20 protein-coding genes are annotated in these 17,311 nt (G+C 67.0%); 8 read left to right on the top strand and 12 right to left on the bottom strand.

Annotated features, from left to right (window positions below; translation table 11 throughout):
- Nucleotides 1–8 precede the first annotated feature (8 nt).
- The 5 genes from AC07NY_RS09060 to AC07NY_RS09040 all read right to left on the bottom strand — a co-directional run bounded on the left by AC07NY_RS09060 (nucleotide 9) and on the right by AC07NY_RS09040 (nucleotide 4,278).
- On the bottom strand, nucleotides 9–524 hold the full coding sequence (locus AC07NY_RS09060; RefSeq protein ID WP_494583357.1) for a winged helix-turn-helix transcriptional regulator: 516 nt from the start codon (nucleotides 522–524) through the stop codon (nucleotides 9–11).
- A gap of 73 nt (nucleotides 525–597) precedes the next feature.
- Nucleotides 598–1,740 (bottom strand): ABC transporter permease, encoded by a 1,143-nt coding sequence (locus tag AC07NY_RS09055; RefSeq protein WP_494583355.1) that lies wholly within the window; start codon nucleotides 1,738–1,740, stop codon nucleotides 598–600.
- Nucleotides 1,737–2,630 carry an ABC transporter ATP-binding protein gene (locus tag AC07NY_RS09050; protein WP_494583709.1) on the bottom strand — a complete coding sequence of 298 codons (894 nt, stop codon included), beginning with the start codon at nucleotides 2,628–2,630 and terminating at the stop codon, nucleotides 1,737–1,739. The genes AC07NY_RS09055 and AC07NY_RS09050 overlap by 4 nt, the downstream gene beginning before the upstream one ends.
- Before the next feature lie 29 nt (nucleotides 2,631–2,659).
- Nucleotides 2,660–3,619 carry an HlyD family secretion protein gene (locus tag AC07NY_RS09045; RefSeq protein ID WP_494583353.1) on the bottom strand — a complete coding sequence of 320 codons (960 nt, stop codon included), beginning with the start codon at nucleotides 3,617–3,619 and terminating at the stop codon, nucleotides 2,660–2,662.
- The gene (locus AC07NY_RS09040; protein WP_494583351.1) at nucleotides 3,616–4,278 is read right to left on the bottom strand and encodes a CerR family C-terminal domain-containing protein; all 663 of its coding nucleotides are present in this window, start codon (nucleotides 4,276–4,278) and stop codon (nucleotides 3,616–3,618) included. The genes AC07NY_RS09045 and AC07NY_RS09040 overlap by 4 nt, the downstream gene beginning before the upstream one ends.
- Before the next feature lie 173 nt (nucleotides 4,279–4,451).
- Between AC07NY_RS09040 and AC07NY_RS09035 the strand changes: the two genes are divergently transcribed.
- The 4 genes from AC07NY_RS09035 to AC07NY_RS09020 all read left to right on the top strand — a co-directional run bounded on the left by AC07NY_RS09035 (nucleotide 4,452) and on the right by AC07NY_RS09020 (nucleotide 7,948).
- On the top strand, nucleotides 4,452–5,825 hold the full coding sequence (locus AC07NY_RS09035) for an MBOAT family O-acyltransferase (protein WP_494583349.1): 1,374 nt from the start codon (nucleotides 4,452–4,454) through the stop codon (nucleotides 5,823–5,825).
- Nucleotides 5,800–6,822, top strand: a complete 1,023-nt coding sequence (locus AC07NY_RS09030; RefSeq protein WP_494583347.1) for a hypothetical protein — start codon at nucleotides 5,800–5,802, stop codon at nucleotides 6,820–6,822. Before AC07NY_RS09035 ends, AC07NY_RS09030 begins: the two co-directional genes overlap by 26 nt.
- Before the next feature lie 180 nt (nucleotides 6,823–7,002).
- A complete protein-coding gene (dksA, locus tag AC07NY_RS09025; protein WP_492287303.1) occupies nucleotides 7,003–7,425 on the top strand; it encodes an RNA polymerase-binding protein DksA in 423 nt (140 codons plus the stop codon).
- A 130-nt stretch (nucleotides 7,426–7,555) separates the two neighbouring features.
- Nucleotides 7,556–7,948 (top strand): GFA family protein, encoded by a 393-nt coding sequence (locus AC07NY_RS09020; RefSeq protein WP_494583346.1) that lies wholly within the window; start codon nucleotides 7,556–7,558, stop codon nucleotides 7,946–7,948.
- Nucleotides 7,949–7,966: 18 nt separating this feature from the next.
- On the opposite strand, the gene AC07NY_RS09015 is transcribed toward AC07NY_RS09020, so the two are convergent.
- From AC07NY_RS09015 to flgF, 6 genes are all read right to left on the bottom strand, one after another.
- The gene (locus AC07NY_RS09015) at nucleotides 7,967–9,199 is read right to left on the bottom strand and encodes an HlyD family secretion protein (RefSeq protein WP_494583344.1); all 1,233 of its coding nucleotides are present in this window, start codon (nucleotides 9,197–9,199) and stop codon (nucleotides 7,967–7,969) included.
- Nucleotides 9,192–9,644 (bottom strand): hypothetical protein, encoded by a 453-nt coding sequence (locus AC07NY_RS09010; RefSeq protein ID WP_494583343.1) that lies wholly within the window; start codon nucleotides 9,642–9,644, stop codon nucleotides 9,192–9,194. Before AC07NY_RS09010 ends, AC07NY_RS09015 begins: the two co-directional genes overlap by 8 nt.
- A gap of 378 nt (nucleotides 9,645–10,022) precedes the next feature.
- Complete coding sequence (gene flgH, locus AC07NY_RS09005; protein ID WP_494583342.1) at nucleotides 10,023–10,775, bottom strand: flagellar basal body L-ring protein FlgH; 753 nt, start codon at nucleotides 10,773–10,775, stop codon at nucleotides 10,023–10,025.
- Nucleotides 10,776–10,792: 17 nt separating this feature from the next.
- On the bottom strand, nucleotides 10,793–11,839 hold the full coding sequence (gene flgA / locus AC07NY_RS09000) for a flagellar basal body P-ring formation chaperone FlgA (protein WP_494583341.1): 1,047 nt from the start codon (nucleotides 11,837–11,839) through the stop codon (nucleotides 10,793–10,795).
- 14 nt (nucleotides 11,840–11,853) lie between these two features.
- Nucleotides 11,854–12,645: a flagellar basal-body rod protein FlgG gene (flgG, locus tag AC07NY_RS08995; RefSeq protein WP_494583339.1), complete on the bottom strand. Its 792-nt coding sequence runs from the start codon at nucleotides 12,643–12,645 to the stop codon at nucleotides 11,854–11,856.
- 21 nt (nucleotides 12,646–12,666) lie between these two features.
- Nucleotides 12,667–13,410 carry a flagellar basal-body rod protein FlgF gene (gene flgF, locus AC07NY_RS08990; RefSeq protein WP_492287297.1) on the bottom strand — a complete coding sequence of 248 codons (744 nt, stop codon included), beginning with the start codon at nucleotides 13,408–13,410 and terminating at the stop codon, nucleotides 12,667–12,669.
- 285 nt (nucleotides 13,411–13,695) lie between these two features.
- Here flgF and fliL point away from each other — a divergent pair, with 285 nt between their 5' ends.
- From fliL to AC07NY_RS08970, 4 genes are read left to right on the top strand one after another with little or no spacing between them, the layout of a single operon-like run.
- Nucleotides 13,696–14,199: a flagellar basal body-associated protein FliL gene (fliL, locus tag AC07NY_RS08985; RefSeq protein WP_494583337.1), complete on the top strand. Its 504-nt coding sequence runs from the start codon at nucleotides 13,696–13,698 to the stop codon at nucleotides 14,197–14,199.
- A 42-nt stretch (nucleotides 14,200–14,241) separates the two neighbouring features.
- Nucleotides 14,242–15,369 (top strand): flagellar motor switch protein FliM, encoded by a 1,128-nt coding sequence (fliM, locus tag AC07NY_RS08980; RefSeq protein WP_494583335.1) that lies wholly within the window; start codon nucleotides 14,242–14,244, stop codon nucleotides 15,367–15,369.
- Between the two features lie 9 nt (nucleotides 15,370–15,378).
- Entirely contained in the window at nucleotides 15,379–15,834 is a 456-nt protein-coding gene (locus AC07NY_RS08975) for a DUF6468 domain-containing protein (protein WP_492287294.1), read from the top strand.
- Nucleotides 15,831–16,616: a MotE family protein gene (locus AC07NY_RS08970; protein WP_494583333.1), complete on the top strand. Its 786-nt coding sequence runs from the start codon at nucleotides 15,831–15,833 to the stop codon at nucleotides 16,614–16,616. The genes AC07NY_RS08975 and AC07NY_RS08970 overlap by 4 nt, the downstream gene beginning before the upstream one ends.
- Nucleotides 16,617–16,628: 12 nt before the next feature.
- On the opposite strand, the gene AC07NY_RS08965 is transcribed toward AC07NY_RS08970, so the two are convergent.
- A complete protein-coding gene (locus AC07NY_RS08965) occupies nucleotides 16,629–17,168 on the bottom strand; it encodes a hypothetical protein (RefSeq protein WP_494583332.1) in 540 nt (179 codons plus the stop codon).
- Between the last annotated feature and the right edge of the window lie 143 nt (nucleotides 17,169–17,311).

Here is a 17,311-nt window from a genome sequence, read left to right as displayed (position 1 = left end):
GAAAGCTCCTATGTGTGGGAGGCCGGCGCAGCCGCATCCCGCGCCGCCACGATGGCGAGGCGTTGCAGCATGCCGGGGCTGGCCTGCGGGCCGGCGATGACGGTGACGTTGTCGGGATTCACGGGCTGCAAGCTCTGCGCATCGGCATAGGCCGGCATGACCGCACGCCCGCTTTCGCGATCGGCGAGCAGCAGGGCCTGCCCTTCCGGCGCGAGATGGCGATTGCCGAAGGCGACCAGCGCCGCGACCACGGGAAAGAAGTCCCGGCCCTTCTCCGTCAGCACATATTCGTAGCGCTTCGGCCGTTCGCTGTAGAGCCGCCGCTCGAACAATCCGGCCTCGGTGAGATGCTTCAGGCGCCGCGCCAGCATGTTCGGCGCGATGCCGAGGCTGCGCTGGAACTCGTCGAAGCGGGTGAAGCCCTGCAGCGCATCGCGCAGGATCAGGATGCTCCACCATTCGCCGACGGCCTCGACGGCGCGGGCGCAGGGACATTCGGCAAGCGGGATGAGCCGGGGCTGCATACGCCCCAGCTAATGCAGTGACTATCATTTTGCAAGTCACTGCCGCGACCCGAACGTCGCGCAGTGACTTCGCTCAGTCCAGCGTGCTCCGGAACCGCATCAGCGCGAGCCCCGCGTAAACCGGCACGAACAGGCTGAGATAGAACACCTCGTCGCCGATATCGCCGAGGCCCGCACCTTTCAGCATGATCGCGCGGATGATCCGCAGGAAATGCGTCAGCGGGAAGAGTTCGCCCAGCGCCTGCGCCCAGGCCGGCATGCCGGCGAAGGGAAACATGAAGCCGGACAGCATCAAGGACGGCAGGAAGAAGAAGAAGGTGAGCTGCATCGCCTGAAGCTGCGTGCGCGCCACCGTCGAGATCGTGTAGCCGAGCAGCACCAGCGCCAGCACGAAGATCAATACGCAAGTGAGCAGCAGCCCGAGCCCGCCGAGGAACGGCACGGCGAAGAGCAATTTCGCCGCTCCCAGCACGATCACCACCTGCACGGCGCCGACGGCGAGATAAGGCAAGACCTTGCCGAGCATGATCTCGCCCGCCGTCGCCGGCATGGCAAGCAAGTTCTCCATGGTGCCGCGCTCGATCTCGCGGGTCAGCGCCATCGCCGTCATCATCACCATGGTCATCTGCAGGATGACGCCGAGCAGGCCCGGCACGATGTTGTATTGGGTGATGTTCTCCGGGTTGTAGCGCCGGTGCACGACGAAGGAGAGGCTGTCGCCGCTGGCGCCGGCCGGATCGGTGACTGGCTCGCGCCCTTGCGCCCGCTGCAAGGCCCGGCTCGCGATCGTGCCGAGCGCCGAGACCGCGCCGCTCGCCGCAGCCGGATCGGTCGCATCGGCCTCGACCAGGATGCGCGGTTTGTCCGCCCGCTCGACGCGGGCGCCGAAATCGCTGGGAATGGTGACGAGGAAGGAGATTTCGCCCTTCGCCATCAGGCTTTCGGCCTCGGCCGCGCTCTGTGGCCGCTCGCCGAAGCGATAATAGTTCGAGACCTCCAGCGCCGAGACCACGGCGCGCGTATAACGATCCTGCCCGAGCGCGAGGATCGCCGCCGGCAGGCCGCGCGGATCGTTGTTGATGGCGTAGCCGAAGAGCAGGAGCTGGACGATCGGCACCGCCAGCATCATGGCGAAGGTGATGCGGTCGCGCCGCATCTGCACGAATTCCTTGGCCAGCATCGCGCCGAGCCGGCGGGGCGAGAACAGGGAGATCATGCCGCCCGCTCCTGCGCGCCGGTCATGAACTTGATGAAGACATCCTCGAGGCTGGTCTCGCCGGGCTCGACCTTGAGGCCGGCCTCGTTTTTCAAGGGCGCCAGCGCCGCTTCCAGCTTGCTCCGGTCGGCGCCGACGACATGCAGCGTCGCGCCGAAGGGCGCCACCTGCTCGACGCCCTCAGTCGCCTCCAGCGCCCGGATCTGGGCAGGCTTCAGCGCGCCATGCACAACATAGGTCACGAGCCCAGAGCCCTTCACCACCTCCTCGACGGTTCCCGTCGCCAGCATGCGGCCATAGGCGATGTAGCCGATGCGATGGCAGCGTTCGGCCTCGTCCATGTAATGGGTCGAGACCAGCACGGTCAGCCCATCGCCGGCCAGCCGATGGATCTCGTCCCAGAACTCGCGCCGCGCCTTGGGATCGACGCCGGCCGTCGGCTCGTCGAGCAGCAGGAGCTTGGGCTGGTGCATGATGCAGGCCGCGAGCGCCAAGCGCTGCTTCCAGCCGCCCGAGAGCGTACCGGCGAGCTGGTCCTTGCGCGAGGTCAGGCCCAGCCCGTCCAGCGTCTTCGCCACGGCCTCATCAACCGGGTTGAGCTCATAAAGCCTGGCCACGAAGGTCAGGTTCTCGGCGATGGTCAGGTCTTCGTAGAAGGAGAAGCGCTGCGTCATGTAGCCGACCTGACGCTTGATCGCAGCGCTCTGCGTGCGGACATCGAGCCCGAGCACCGTGCCCTCCCCGGCATCGGGCTTGAGCAACCCGCAGATCATCCGGATCGTCGTCGTCTTGCCCGAGCCATTGGGGCCGAGGAAGCCGACGATCTCGCCGGTCGCCACCGCAAGATCAACATCGTCGACCACCGTGCGCTTGCCGAAGCGCTTGGTCATGCCGCGAACATCGATGGCGAGCGGCGCGCTCACCGCTGCCCCCTGAGCGTCACATCGACGATCTGGCCGGGCTGAAGTGCCGATTGCGGGCCGCCATCCGGCCGCGCCTCGACGAGATAGACCAGCTTCTGGCGCGTCTGCGCCGAATAGATCACCGGCGGGGTGAACTCGGGCTCCGGCGAGACATAGGTCACGGTCGCGGTCAGGCCGGGCGCGCAACCGTCGCAGCGGACATCGAGCTTCATGCCCGTCGTCACGCCGGAGACCCGCACTTCCGGCACATACAGCATCAGCTTGGCGGCGCCGTCCGGCAGCATCAGAAGCACCGGCGCGCTCGGCCCCGCGAGCTCGCCGACCCGGCGCAGCACGTCGCTGATCCGCCCGGCCGAGGGCGCGACGAGCTGGCGCTGCGACAGCCGCCAGCGCGCCTGCGCCAGCGCCGCCTTGGCCTGCTCGACCGCGTTCTCGCTTGCCTTGATCTCGTCCGGCCGCGCCGGCAGGCGCGCGACATCCAGATTGGCGGCATTCTGGCGGACGCTCGCGGCGGCGACATCGCGCGCCGTTTCCGCCTGGTCGAAATCGGCCTGGGTGGAGACACCGCGCCGCAGCAGGTCCTGCCGGCGGTCGAGCGCCCGCTCGGCCTCGCGCTGCTGCGCCTTGGCCGAAGCGAGATTGGCCTCGATCACCGCGATCTCCTCCGGGCGCTTGCCGCTGCGCAGGTTGTCGAGCTGCGCCTGCGCCTGGACCAGTCGCGCCTCGCTCTCGCGAACTGCGTTCTCGGCGTCGGTCGTCTCCAGCCCGGCGACGACCTTGCCGGCCTCGACGCGGTCGCCGCGACGGATATCGATATGCTCGATGCGGGCGGTGTCGATCGGGCCGAGCCGCACGTACTCGCCCTCGACATAGCCGGCGATCCGGACCGTATCGCCGCCACAGGCGGAGAAGCTCCCGGCGATCAGGCCGAAGGAGCAGAGGAAGCCGAGGATCATGACCTGTTCTCCCGCGTGCCGGCGATGCTCGCGCGGACATTGGCGCGGATGACCCCGGCGATCGCCTCGCTCTCAGCCGTGTCGATCGTGCTCCAGCCCATGCGCCGCATCACGGCCGGCCGGGCCAGCCGGAAATAGAGCACCTGCCCGATCGTCGCGAAGACCGCGAGCTTCGTCTCCTGGGCCTCCGGCGCCATGCCGGTCGCGGCTGCCCAGAGCCGGCAGAGCTGGCCGTGGACCGGGCCGACCAGCCCCTCGTAAAGTGTCTCGAAGGCCGAGGTCGGCTCCATCATCTCGCGCAGGACGAAGCGGGCGATGGTCTCGCTCTCTTGCGCCTGCGTGGCGAAAGCGGCGACCCGCCCGACGATGCCGAGCAGCAATTCCACCGCCATCTCCGGCGCGAGCCCGTCGAGCGGCGGCATGGCAGCGGCTGCACCGAAGACCCGCTGCTTCATCGTCGCGACGACCGCCTCGGCGCAGGCCTGGCGCAGGCCGTCCTTGCCGCCGAAATGATAGGCGATGCCGGCGCTGTTGACGCCCGCCGCCTGGGCGATCTCGCGGATCGAACTCGCCTCGAACCCGTGCCGCCCGAACAGGTCGAGCCCGGCCCGGATCAGCGCCTCGCGCGTTCCCGCATCCTTGACTGAAATGGCTTTCATGCGATCTTCATAGCATCAATCACAATTTCAATCAATCGATTGATTGAAATTGTGGACTGAGGAACTCGTGGCCCACGCTTCCTGCTCCTCTCCCCCTCGATGCCAGCCGCGACATGACTCGCCGCCGATAATGGTCTAAGGCGGCAGCCATCCTTTGATCCGCTCCCCGCCCGATGCTCTTCAACTCCTTTGCCTTCCTGCTCGCCTTCCTGCCGCTCGCGCTTGCCCTTCACTGGGGGGCGGAGCGCTTTGCGCCGAGCCTGCGGCTGCCGGTGCTGGTGGCGCTGTCCTTCGCCTTCTACGGCTATTGGGACTGGCGCTTCCTGCCGCTGCTGGCGCTCTCGATCGGGCTGAACTGGCTGATCGCGGAAACCTTCCAGAAGACGAAGTCCGGGGCGCTGATCACGCTCGCGATCGTCCTGAACCTCGCCGTGCTGGCGGTGTTCAAGTACTTCAACTTCTTCGCGGATCTCGCTGGAATGATTCCCGGATTGCCGGCGCCGAAATTCGACATCGCGCTGCCGCTCGGCATTTCGTTCTTCACCTTCCACCACATCATGTACCTGACGGATCTCCGGCGCGGGCAGGCGCCGCGCTACGATCTCGTCCGTTACGCGCTCTACATCGCCTTCTTCCCGCAGGTGCTCGCCGGCCCTTTGGTGCGCTGGCGCGAGATCATGCACCAGCTCGACGAGCGGCCCTATCAGCGCCCGGACGCGGCCGAGCGGATCGCGCGCGGCCTGATGCTGCTGACCTTCGGCCTCGCCAAGAAGGTGATGATCGGCGATCCCCTCGCCGAATATGCCAACCCTGTCTTCGCGGCGGCCGCCGCCGGCAAGGTCATCAGTTTCATGGAGGCCTGGCAGGCGACGCTCGCCTTCACCTTCCAGATCTATTTCGACTTTTCCGGCTATACCGACATGGCGTTGGGCCTGGCCCTGCTCTTCGGCGTCGTGCTGCCGCAGAATTTCGAGGCGCCCTATCGCTCGCTCTCGATCCAGGATTTCTGGCGCCGCTGGCACATGACGCTGTCGCGCTTCCTGCGCGACTATCTCTACATCCCGCTCGGCGGCTCGCGCAGCGGCCTGCCGACGCAGGTCTGGGCGCTCTTCGCCACCATGGCGCTGGGCGGCCTCTGGCACGGCGCCGGCCTCACCTTCGTCGCCTGGGGCGTGGCGCATGGGCTGGCGCTGATCGTCGCGCTGTTCTGGCGCCGGGCCAACCTGCCGATGCCGGCGGCACTCGGCTGGCTTCTGACCTTCCTGTTCGTGGCGCTGTGCTGGGTCCTGTTCCGGGCCACGAATTTCCAGGCCGCGCTCGCGATCTACAAGGGCCTGTTCGGCTTCGCGCCGATCGGCACCGGCTTCAAGTGGCGCGCCCTGCTGCCGGCGGCGGCCTTCGCCATCATCGGCCCCACCGCCTGGAACCTTGTCCACAAATTGCCGCCGGCCCGTTGGCTGGCCATCCTGTGCGGGCTCCTGTTCGTCATCATCCTGCTGAAGATCGGCGAAGACGCCAATTATGAGTTCATCTACTTCCAGTTCTGAGCAGGCCGCTCGGGCGGCGAAGTGGACGGGCTTCACCGGCGCCTTCCTCGGCGCGGCGGTGCTGATCGCTGCCGCCTTCCTCACAGCGGCCTTCCTGATCGACCCCTATGATTCCGGCCGCTCGCCCTTGAAGTTCAAGGAGGGCGTGCGCCCGCAGGGGCCGCGCACGGCACTGGCCAGCCGCGGCCGCGATCCGAGTTTCACGGGTGCCATCTTCGGCAACTCGCATATCCAGCTGATCTCGCCGGAGGAATTGCGCACGAGGACCGGCATCCCCTTCGTCTCGCTGATCGCGCCGGCGACCATGCCGAAGGAGACCTTCGCGACGATCGACTGGTTCCTGCGCCATCACCGCAAGACGCCGCCGAAGGCGATCGTGATCGGCATCGACAATTACTGGTGCACGGCGAATCCCGCGCTGCCCAACGAGAAGCCCTTCCCCTTCTGGCTCATGAGCCGCAGCCTGTCCGATTATGTCGGCGGGTTGATGCGCTTCGACCTGCTGGAGGAATTGCCCCGCCGTATCTCCTACCTGACCTCGCGCAAGGCCGAGCGCGCCCGCCCGGACGGCTACTGGGACTACGAATCGGGCTACGGCGTGCAGGGCTACGGCACCAATCCCGAGATCATCGCCCGGCTGCAGAAGCCGCTCGAGACCGGCGGCGGCAATGTCGATGGCCCCTTCCCGGCAGCGACGGGGCTGGAAGCGCTGATGCAGGCCGCTCCGGCCGAGACCGCGCTGATTCTCCTGCGCCCGCCGGTCTATGTCACCGCCCTGCCGAAACCCGGCACGCGCGACGCCGCGGCAGACGCCGCCTGCCGCAAGGCTTTCGCCGATCTGGCGGCCCGGCGCCCGCGCACCGCTCTAGTCGATTGGCGAGTCGACCGGCCAGAATTGCGCGATCCCAACCTCTTCTTCGACCATAGTCACTACCGCCAGCCGATCGCCCGCTTGGTCGAAGCCGACATCGCCGAAGCCATCCGCAAGCTGAATTGACGTGAAACCTGCCGATTTCGTCGAAAATCGGCCTGAGATCGCATGTTTTCACGAAGCCGTTGAAGCCCTGTCGGAAGCGATTGTTCCAGTTGAAACGGACCGTTATAAGGGCGCCAAATCGGCTCCCCTCCCGCGGCACAGCCGATGGGTGCGTGAGGCGACAAACTAGAGAGCGCGCCCATGTCGAAGCAGATCATCATCGAGGCGGATTACAAACCGAGCGATGACGAGCCGTTCATGAACGACCGTCAACGCGAGTATTTCCGCGGCAAGCTCCTCGCCTGGAAGGACGAGATCCTGCGGGAGGCCAAGGAAACCCTGGTTACGCTGCAAAGCGAGAGCGAGAATCATCCGGACATCGCCGACCGGGCCTCCTCCGAAACCGACCGCGCCATCGAATTGCGCGCCCGCGACCGGCAGCGCAAGCTGATCGCCAAGATCGATGCGGCCATCGCCCGGATCGACGACAACTCCTACGGCTACTGCGAGGAGACCGGCGAGCCGATCTCGCTGAAGCGCCTCGAAGCCCGCCCGATCGCGACCCTCTCGCTGGAAGCGCAGGAGCGCCACGAGCGCAACGAGCGCGTCTTCCGCGACGATTGAGTAGCAGCTGGCTCTACCGGCTTTTCGAAAGGCCCCGCGTCGAAGGATGCGGGGCCTTTTTGCGTCAAGGAACCGCCGCTTCGGCGGTACGTTCTCGCGGCGAAGGCGGGCGAACAGGAGGAGACGAGGCATGGACCGTTTCACGGGCGGCTGCCGGTGCGGTGACATCCGGGTCGTGGCATCGGGGCGCCCTTACCGGGTCGGCATCTGCCATTGCCTGGATTGCCGCAAATATCACGGCGCCCTCTTCCACGCGTCGGCGATCTTTCCGCAGGACGCGGTGACGATCGAAGGGGAAGCTCGCGACTATGGCGGACGGTTCTTCTGCCCCCGCTGCGGCTCCACGGTCTTCGGGCGCAGCGGTGACGAGGTCGAGATCAATCTCGGCTCGCTGGACGTGCCGGACCAGTTGGTGCCGACCTACGAGCTCTGGACCATTCGCCGCGAAGCCTGGCTGCCGCCCTTCCCGCTGAAGAAGCGGTATGAGCGCGATCGCGACTCCGCCGGCCGATCCGAGGACTAGCGCCGGCCCCGCCCGCCGTCAGTGGCCACTGAACACGAGGGTCTTGACCGGCAGGACGAGCGCCTGGATGCGCAGCAGCATGGCATGGACCAGCCCGGTCGCATCGACGGCATGAAGCGCGATACGACGCAGCGTGCCGGTTTCCTTCGCGGCGATGATGTCGTGGTTGTTGCTATAGGCGTTGGCGATGCAGCTGCTGCCGGGCGTCACGCCGTCGAGCCCGCCCTGGTAGAGCGGCTCGAGATAGGTGAGGATCGTTCCGGGCCGGATCACCTGCTGTGCGTCGATCAGTTGCTCTCCGCTTCGGAGCTGGCCCGCGGCGATGAAGTCCTGCACACCCGTCACCACCATCGGGATGACCTCCCAGGGCTTCGAGATGCAGGTCACCTCGGCAACCATGCCGACCTTGATCACCTGCGCCTCGATCTGACCGAAGCCGGCCTGCATCCTGCCCCTTCCCGCTTCTTCAGGGATGATGATCCCGGCCGGACGCATGAAGGGGTTGACGACGTCGCCAGCCCGCAGCGTGAACTGCTCGACATGCCCGGTGAAGCCGGCCCGCACCACGGTCTTGCCCAACTCCACCTCGGCCTGGGCCAAGGCCGCCTGGGCGCTCGCACGCTCGGCCGGCAACAGCGTCACGATCTTGGTCTGGGCGGCCGCCTGCGAGGCCGTCGCCGACGCAACCGCGGCCTCGCGCCCGGCCACGATGTTCTCGAGCCGCTCGAGCTCGCGGGTGGCGACGACGTTCTCATTGCGCTGCCTGAGCTCGCGCTTGGTCTGCAATTCGTCGAGCGCCTGCTGCAGCGCGCTCTTCGCTTCCTGGATCTTGCCGTCATAAGCGAGGATATCGGCCTTCGCGACGGCCAGCGTCGCGTCGACCTCGGCGATCTTGCGCCGCGCGGCCTCGACGGCTGCCTCCTGGCTCTTGCTGTCGAGCGTGAAGATCGGCGCGCCCTTTTCGATCTTCGCGCTGTAACCGACGTGGACCTGCGCAACGCGACCATTGATCTCCGGCACGATCGGGACCGTGCGGAAGAAGACCGTGGCGCTGGTCGTGGAGGGGTGGTTGTAGAAGATCACGGTGATCAGGCCGACCGTCAGCATCACGCAGGTGACGAGACCCCAGCGCAGTTCGAACCAGACCGAATAGAGCGTGAGCTCGCGGCCGAACCGCTTGCCCTGGCCGTAGCGGCGATAAAGATAGTCAGGAAGGAGCGTGAAGAGCGCGCAGACGAGAAGCTCAAGCATGGTTCTTCTCCTCGACGCTGGCGCCAGCATACGGCGCATTCCCGTCCGGCCCGGGGACGGCAGTCTCCGCGTCCGATGCCGCGTCGCCGCCGGTGCCCGGTGCGATGCCGGCCATTTTCTCGAGGGAGCCGGCCATCCGGCCGAACATCCCTGGAATGTCGGGCAGGTCGATCAGGGCGAGCAGCAGGCCGGCGACCCAGAAGGCGTGGACATGCGTGAAGAGCGCGAGCAAGCCGAGAACGGCGACGATCTCGAACTGGATCTTGTGCGTCTTGTGCGCCATCCGCTCGGGCAGGGTGTGCAGGCGCAGGAAAAGCAGCCCAATGCCCAGAACCGCGCCGATGAGGATGATCGCCGCGACCACCATCAGGTAGTCCGTTCCCCCCGGCGCAGTAATGAAGCTCGGCAGGTGATGAGGTGCGACGGGGTTCACGGCTGCCGTCATGACGGTACTCCTGTCGCCGGAGGCATGGTCAGAGCTGCCGCACAACTCCGCTCAAGCCTCGTCGAGGCAGCAGGTCCGCCATCATCACAGCGTAAGGATGTCCCTAGGTCAACATGCCCATCGTCAATTCGGCCTGGGAGCAGGCGATGCAGAGGGCCTGTCCGCCATCTGGAACGTATCTCTCGACGGAAAGAGCTTAGTTGAGGAACGATGAGAAGCCCCGCGTCGGGAGAACGCGGGGCTTTTAGCCGCCAGCCTTGAAAGCTTGGGGAGCGTGGCAGGCGGCCGGGATGGTGGCGGCTCGGGAGAGACCGCCATCCGTCCGGCGCGGAGACAAGGGGGAGCGTTCCGCGCCGTCCGGGATTCCGGTGAAGAGGGTCAGAAGGGCAGTAGGATATCCATCACCTGCTGGCCGTAGCGCGGCTGCTGGACATCGGTGATCTGGCCGCGGCCGCCATAGGCGATGCGGGCCTGAGCGATCTTGGTCGAGTCGATGGTGTTGTCGGACTCGATGTCTTCGGGCCGGATCACGCCGGCGACGATCAGCTCGCGGATCTCGAAATTGACGCGGATCTCCTGCTTGCCCTCGATCACGAGATTGCCGTTGGGCAGGTTCTGGGTGACGACCGCCGCGACATTGGTCGCCAGCGTCTCGGAGCGGTTGACCGAGCCCGCGCCCTCGCTGGACGCATCGGAATCGAGCTTCAGGAGCGATGAGGCCTTGGCGCCGTTGGGCAGGAACGCATCGAGCTTGTTCTCGAAGCCGAAGGTGTTGTCGGCGCCGAAATCCTCGCCGTTTTTGCGGCTGCGCTTGGTCGTGTTGTTGAGCTGGGCCTTGTCGGTGACCTTGACCTTGACGGTGACGAGATCGCCGACATTGCGGGCGCGCTGGTCCTTGAAGAAGGCGCGCGAGCCGGTGCGCCAGAGCGAATTCGGCGCGTAGGAGGCATGCGCCACCTCCGGCATCGGCATCTGCACCGGCTTGTAGCCCTTGGCAGCGGTCGGGTCGTCGACGGGCGACAGCGTCGGCGCCTGGCCGACATTGGCGAGACGATCGCCGATGCCGCAGGCACCGAGCGAGGCGGCCAGCAGCAGGAGCCCGGAGAGCTTGGCGAGGCGATTGGCGTGCATGGCGGTTTCCACGGACTTTACTGGGCGCTGGCGACGCGGCCGGCGGTCGACGGCTGGACGGAGACCCGCCCGGGACCGGAGATCTTGCCTTGCAGCACGCGCTTGGACTGGGGATTGGTGACGGAGACGACATCGCCCATCGCGCCGGCCTCGTTGGCCTTGCCGCGCAACGTGATCAGCAGGCCCGGCGCCTCGTAGACGATGGTGACGAGGTCGCCCTTGCCGACGATCTCCTCGCGCTGGACGTCGCTGCCGCGCAGCGGCACGCCGGCGAGCAGGGCGCGGCGCGCGACCTTGTCGATGGCGGCACGGGTATCGCCGATGATCTCGGTGCCATGCCCCTCGCGCGGGCGACGCTCGACGGTGACGTCATCCTTGCCGAGCGTCTCGCCACGGGCGATCAGGCGCTTGGGCACCACGACCTCCATGGTCTCGACGAGCTGGCCGGAGATGCGCAGCGGCTTCAGCCGCATCGCCGCGCTGCCGGGCACCGCGAGGCGAGCCTGCAAGCGCCGCGAGCGGGCATCGAAGGAGAGATCGACCACCGCGACCTCACCGGTCAATTCGGGCTCGACGGCGACGCTCGGCGCCCCGCCATCGATCGCCAGAGCGAAGATGCGGGCATCGACGCCGAAGCGCTCCTGCAGCCCGGCCTTCACCGCGGCTTCGAGATCGAGCGCCGTGACACGGCGTGCGGCCCGCGTCACCACGACCTGCGCGAAACCCTGGCTCTGGATCTCGCTGGCATCGCGGACGATGCCGGCCGAGCGGGCCGCCTCGACGATGCGAGCGACCTGGATCGTGCCGGTCTCGCCGAGCGCCGGCGCCCGGAAGGCCGCCGTCGCCGCGGCCTCGCCGGCAAGGCCGGGGATGAGATCGCCGAAGGTGACGAGATCGCGCCCGAGATTGACCTCGGGGCGCAGCTGCAGCTTGGACGGCAGCGCGGCGGCAGCCGGAGCCGCGACGGCCGAAGCCATCGCGACCGGCGCGGGCTGGGCCTGCTGCGGCGAGGCGAAGGCGGCGGTGCCGGAGAGCAGCAGGGCGACCAGGGAGAGACGGATCATGATGCTTACCCCCCTTAGCCGCGGAACATCTGGGTCGTCGCCGACATCATCTGGTCGGCGGCGGTGATGACCTTGGAATTCATCTCGTAGGCGCGCTGCGCGGCGATGAGGGAGGAGAGCTCCGTCACCGCTTGGACATTCCCTTCTTCGAGATAGTTCTGCTGCAGCGTGCCGAAGCCTTCGCCACCGCCGAAGCCGTCGATCGGCTGGCCCGAGGCGGCCGTCTCGACATAGAGATTGTCGCCGATCGACTCGAGGCCGACCTTGTTGACGAAGCGCACGAGCTGGATCTGGCCGAGCTGCTGCGGCGCGGTCTGCCCCGGCACCATCGCCTCGACGATGCCCTGCGCGTTGATGCTGACGCTGGAGGCGTTGTTGGGCACGGTGATGCCGGGCTCGACCTGATAGCCGTCGCGGGTGACGAGCTGGCCCTGGGCGTCGAGGTCGAAGGAGCCGTCGCGGCTATAGGTGGTGCGGCCGTCCGGCATGCGGACGCGGAAGAAGCCCTCGCCGCGGATGGCGAGGTCATAGGGCTTCTCGGTCGGGCTGATATTGCCCTGGGTCATGACGCGGCCGGTCGAGACCGTCTTGACGCCGGAGCCGATGAAGGTGCCGGCGGGCGCCTGGGTGTTCTGGTCCGAGGTGGCCGAGCCGGCGCGCCGGAAATTTTCATAGAGCAGATCCTGGAAATGGACCTGCTGGCGCTTGTAACCGGTGGTCCGGACGTTCGCGATGTTGTTGGAGATGACCTGGACGTTCATCTCCTGGGCCATCATGCCGGTCGCGGCTGTCTGCATGGCGCGCATGGTGCGTGCTCCCTTCCGCTATCAGGCTTGCTGGTCGGCCAGGCGCGAGATCGCCCGGCTGCGCAGTTCATCGGATTTGCTGATCATGTTGGCGATGCTCTGGTAATTGCGCTGCACCTCCATCAGGCGGGTCAGTTCGACCACGGCCTTGACGTTGGAGCGCTCGATCGCGCCGGGTTCCAGCCGCGCTTCCGGGCCGGCCGGCTGGGCTGCCACGGTGGACGAGAACAGGTTGGTGCCTTCGTTCGCCAGCGTCGCCGGATCGGCGAAGCGGACCTGGCGCAGCTTGCCGCGCGTGCCCTGGTCGCTGCTGACGGTGCCGTCGGCGGCGATCCGCATGGAGTGCTCGCTGGAACCGAAGGCGATCGGCCCGGCCTCGCCCATCACCGGCAGGCCGGTCTGGGTCACGAGCCGGCCCTGCCGGTCGATATTGAGGGAGCCGGCGCGGGTGTAGCGCTCGCCGTTCGGCGTCTGCACGACGAGGTAGTTGTCGCCCTTCAGCGCCACGTCGAGCGGGTTGCCGGTCAGTTCCAGCGCCCCCTGCGACAGGTCGAGCGGCGTGCCCTTGTCGATGACATAGGACAGCGGCCGGTCGGCCGGCTTGAAGGCATCGGCCTTCGCGCCAGGCATGAGGAATTCGTTGAAGCGCGCGCTGCGCGCCTTGAATCCATTGGTGCCGACATTCGCCATGTTGTTGGCGATGACGTCCAGCTCGCGCGCCAGAGCCACCTGGCGCGACAGGCCGATGAGAAGCGCGTTCTCCACGGCTCAACTCCCGATCATGTCCCGCGGCAACCTCGACGCTCCCCAGCGCAGTCGCCACGGCCCAGTACTGGCAAGCGTCGTGCCAGCATGGTTAATCCAGGCAAGATGCTGATATCATTGAATATCGCCATGAAGATCTGCCCCACCGCACCCCGGCACAAGCTGCTGGAGCGGCAAGAAACGCCCGGCAAATTCTGCCGCCCTTAACGACGCGTTAACCGTAATTGGGGAAGGTGGCTCAAGGGGCGGCAGAACGCGGCCCGACGGGCCGGGACGCGTGACGAGATGGCGAAGAAAGCCAAGGCGAAAGAGGAAGGCACTGCCGGCGAAGAGGCGCCGAAGAGCAAGAAGAAGCTCTTCATCATCATCGGCGGCGTCGTGCTGCTGGCGGCTGCCGGCGGTGGCGGCTGGTTCTTCCTGAAGAAGCCCTCGCCCGAGCAGGTCGCGGCCGCCGAAGCCGCCGCGAAGGCCAAGAACCCCATCGCCTTCCTCGACATGAAGGACATGATGATCAGCATGTCCAACAGCGGCCAGCAGGACCGCGCGCCCGTCATGAAGATCAAGGTCGTGCTGGAAATAGCCGATGCGAAGGCCGCCGATCAGGTCAGGCCGTTGCTGCCCCGCATTGAGGATGCCTTCCAGGTCTTCATGCGCGAATTGCGCCCCTCCGACCTCGAAGGTTCGGCCGGCATGTACCGCCTGAAGGAAGAGCTGCTGCGCCGCGTCAACCTGACCGTCTATCCGGTCAAGGTCGACGCCGTGCTGTTCAAGGAATTGTTGGTGCAGTGAGCCGAATTCCGGCCCTGACCGCACCGAGATGACGGCGGAACGATGAGCACCGAGCGCGACAAGAACACGCCGAGCGACGAGCCGCTGACCCCGGAGGGGATGGCGGCCGGCTGGGCGACGATGCCCGACATCATCGAGGAGGATGGCGAACAGGAAGGCGGTACCGACCGCCTGATGTCGCAGGAAGAAATCGACACGATGCTCGGTTTCTCCAGCGGCGACGACGGCGCGTCCCGCAACGGCATCCAGGCGATCGTCGATTCCGGTTCGGTCGCCTACGAGCGTCTGCCGATGCTCGAGATCATCTTCGAGCGCCTGGTGCGGCTGCTCTCGACCAGCCTGCGCAACTTCTTCACCGACAATGTCGAGGTCACGCTGGAGAGCATCCGCTCGGTGCGCTTCGGCGACTACGTCAACTCGATCTCGCAGCCGGCGCTGCTCTCGGTCTTCAAGGCCGAGGAATGGGACAATTTCGGCCTCATCACCATCGAGTCGGCGCTGATCTACTCCGTCCTCGACGCCATGTTCGGCGGCAAGCGCGGCCAGCCGGCGCCGCGCATCGACGGCCGCCCCTTCACCACCATCGAGATCCGCATGGTCCAGCGCGTCATCGAGCTCGTGCTCAGCGATGCCGAGGCCGCCTTCAAGCCGCTCTCGCCGGTGCACTTCACCGTCGACCGCGTCGAGTCCAATCCGCGCTTCGTCTCGATCTCCCGCCCCGCCAATGCCGCGATCCGCGTCGAGCTCAAGTTCGACATGGAAGGCCGCGGCGGCGCGCTGCACCTGCTGCTGCCCTACGCCACGATCGAGCCGATCCGTGAATTGCTGCTCGAAAGCTTCATGGGTGAGAAGCTCGGCCGCGACCCGACCTGGGAAAACCATCTCGCGACCGAGGTCTGGCAGGCGGATGTCGACGTCACCTGCGTGCTGCACGAGACCCGGATGCCGCTGAAGCGCGTCATGAAGCTTGAGATCGGCGATACCCTGATGTTCGACGCCCGCCCGGACGCGACCGTCTCGCTGCGCTGCGGCGACTTCATCGTCACCGAGGGCCGGATCGGCCGGGTCGACGACAAGATCGCCGTCCAGGTCGTCAGCCCCTTGCGCCGCTCCAAGACCACCATCGCTGCCTTCGACAGCCTCGCCAGCCATCTCGGCGCCACCGCCTGAAGAGGACACATGACGATCAACCTCATCGCCGACGTGCTTGTTGCCTCGCTTCTCGTCGCCACCATCATCACCTGCTTCATCCTGACCAAGCGCATCGAGCGCCTGAAGGCGGACGAGGCCGGCATGCGCCAGACCGTCGGCGCACTGATCACCGCGACCGACAATGCCGAGCGCGCCATCGCCGGCCTCAAGTCGACGCTGGGCGATTGCGACCGCACCCTGGAAGAGCGCCTGCGCACCGCCGAGCGCTATGCCGCCGATCTCGCCGCTCAGGTCGAGGCCGGCCAGGCGGTGATGGAGCGCATCGGCCAGATCGTCAGCGCCGCGACCCTGGTCGGCGCCAAGGAAGCCCCGGTCGAGGCCCCTGCCGTGCCGGCCCCGGTCTCCCGCCTTGAGAGCGCGGCCCAGTCGGCGGCCGCCATCCGCGCCCGCGCCGCCCGCCGCCTCGAGGAACAGGCTGCGTGATCGAACGGCCCCGCCTCCTGCCGGCAGTGATTCTCGGCGCCATGGGTCTCCTGGCGCTGAAGCTGCTTGCCTGGACGGCGGAGCCGACTCCTGGCCACATCCCGGCCTCCCTGCCGCTCATGGCGCAGGCGCCCGCCGGCAAGAACACCGCGCGCGCCGTCTTCGATCCGGAAACGACCGGGTCGGTGCCTGCTCCCGATCCGAAGAAGGAGCAGGAGAAGAAGGAGGCCGAGGCCAAGGCCGAAGCCGCCCGCGCCGCCAATCCCAACAACAAGGCCGGCATCATCAACGGCACGGCCCAGCCGGTCTCCCCCGCGGAGAAGGCGATCCTGGAACGCCTCGGCGAGCGCCGCGAGGAACTGGAAGGCCGCATGCGCGAGCTGGAGATGCGCGAGCGCCTGCTGAACTCCGCCGAGAAGAAGCTCGACGGCCGTGTCGGCGATCTCAAGGCGCTCGAGGAGAAGGCCGGCGGCCCCGGCGCCGCCAAGCCTGCGGTCGAGGAGGCCAAGGCGATCAAGAACCTCGTCATCATGTACGAAGCGATGAAGCCGAAGGACGCCGCGCGTGTCTTCGACCGGCTCGGCCTCGACGTGCTCGTGCCGGTCGTCCAACAGATGAACCCGCGCAAGATGTCCGAGGTCCTGGCGGCGATGGCGCCCGACCGCGCCGAGAAGCTCACTGTCGCTCTGGCGACCAGCGGGCGCAGCGCGCTCGTCGAGCGCGTGGCGAACGAAGCTCCTCTCTCCGGCAACGAACTCCCGGCAATCACGCCCCAGCGCTGAGCCGGCCGCGCCTCAGCGCGACTTGATCCGGGCGAGTGCGAAGTCCAGCTTCGGCACCGTTTCGGCTGGCGGTGCATCGTCAGGAAGATGGCGCGCGACCTTCGCCATGAGCTGGTCGAAGCCGTTGTCATAGGGCGAGAACCGAATGCGGGGGCCGCCGAAGCCGGAAATCCAGTAGTAACCCGTCAGCTCCACCCCGAACTGCGAGAGCTCGTTCCACGACAGGCTTCGTTCCTGCAGGAACATCGTCCGGCGCTCGATCCGCTCCCCGTTCCAGCGCACGCGTTCGATGACGATGTGCAGGGCCAGCACCAGCGTCACCAGCACGAAGAAGGCGGCGATCGGGACAGGCGCCTTGCCTGCCGCTGCGACGAGGGTCCCGATGGCCGAGACCACCACACCGCTGACCATGCCCAGCCAGGAAAAAGGTCCCGGCGTCAGATAGCTCCAGCCGCCGCTACGCTGGGCGCGTCGCCGCTGGAAGCAGGTGCAGAGCGCGACCATCATCATGAAGGCCGGAACGAAGAGCGCGATCTGGCTCAAGGTCGACATGCGGCCTCATCGGCAACGGATGCAGCCGAAGAAGCCTAGCCGACGCCGCGGATACCGACAAAAGCGGCCTGGAAGGATGGCAAACAAACCCTGTTTGCCATCCGCCGGTGCTGGCCTCGGAAGCGCCTGCGTTAACACGCCAT

This window comes from Allobosea sp. GW821-FHT09G06 (assembly GCF_059416005.1).
This window is presented reverse-complemented; position numbering and strand designations above follow the sequence as displayed.

Excerpts from the sequence above, each read along its gene's own strand:
- AC07NY_RS09060 (WP_494583357.1), bottom strand. The coding sequence starts at position 524 with ATGCAGCCCCGGCTCATCCCGCTTGCCGAATGTCCCTGCGCCCGCGCC.
- AC07NY_RS09055 (WP_494583355.1), bottom strand. The coding sequence starts at position 1,740 with ATGATCTCCCTGTTCTCGCCCCGCCGGCTCGGCGCGATGCTGGCCAAG.
- AC07NY_RS09050 (WP_494583709.1), bottom strand. The coding sequence starts at position 2,630 with ATGACCAAGCGCTTCGGCAAGCGCACGGTGGTCGACGATGTTGATCTT.
- AC07NY_RS09045 (WP_494583353.1), bottom strand. The coding sequence starts at position 3,619 with ATGATCCTCGGCTTCCTCTGCTCCTTCGGCCTGATCGCCGGGAGCTTC.
- AC07NY_RS09040 (WP_494583351.1), bottom strand. The coding sequence starts at position 4,278 with ATGAAAGCCATTTCAGTCAAGGATGCGGGAACGCGCGAGGCGCTGATC.
- AC07NY_RS09035 (WP_494583349.1), top strand. The coding sequence starts at position 4,452 with ATGCTCTTCAACTCCTTTGCCTTCCTGCTCGCCTTCCTGCCGCTCGCG.
- AC07NY_RS09030 (WP_494583347.1), top strand. The coding sequence starts at position 5,800 with ATGAGTTCATCTACTTCCAGTTCTGAGCAGGCCGCTCGGGCGGCGAAG.
- dksA (WP_492287303.1), top strand. The coding sequence starts at position 7,003 with ATGTCGAAGCAGATCATCATCGAGGCGGATTACAAACCGAGCGATGAC.
- AC07NY_RS09020 (WP_494583346.1), top strand. The coding sequence starts at position 7,556 with ATGGACCGTTTCACGGGCGGCTGCCGGTGCGGTGACATCCGGGTCGTG.
- AC07NY_RS09015 (WP_494583344.1), bottom strand. The coding sequence starts at position 9,199 with ATGCTTGAGCTTCTCGTCTGCGCGCTCTTCACGCTCCTTCCTGACTAT.
- AC07NY_RS09010 (WP_494583343.1), bottom strand. The coding sequence starts at position 9,644 with ATGACGGCAGCCGTGAACCCCGTCGCACCTCATCACCTGCCGAGCTTC.
- flgH (WP_494583342.1), bottom strand. The coding sequence starts at position 10,775 with ATGCACGCCAATCGCCTCGCCAAGCTCTCCGGGCTCCTGCTGCTGGCC.
- flgA (WP_494583341.1), bottom strand. The coding sequence starts at position 11,839 with ATGATCCGTCTCTCCCTGGTCGCCCTGCTGCTCTCCGGCACCGCCGCC.
- flgG (WP_494583339.1), bottom strand. The coding sequence starts at position 12,645 with ATGCGCGCCATGCAGACAGCCGCGACCGGCATGATGGCCCAGGAGATG.
- fliL (WP_494583337.1), top strand. The coding sequence starts at position 13,696 with ATGGCGAAGAAAGCCAAGGCGAAAGAGGAAGGCACTGCCGGCGAAGAG.
- fliM (WP_494583335.1), top strand. The coding sequence starts at position 14,242 with ATGAGCACCGAGCGCGACAAGAACACGCCGAGCGACGAGCCGCTGACC.
- AC07NY_RS08975 (WP_492287294.1), top strand. The coding sequence starts at position 15,379 with ATGACGATCAACCTCATCGCCGACGTGCTTGTTGCCTCGCTTCTCGTC.
- AC07NY_RS08965 (WP_494583332.1), bottom strand. The coding sequence starts at position 17,168 with ATGTCGACCTTGAGCCAGATCGCGCTCTTCGTTCCGGCCTTCATGATG.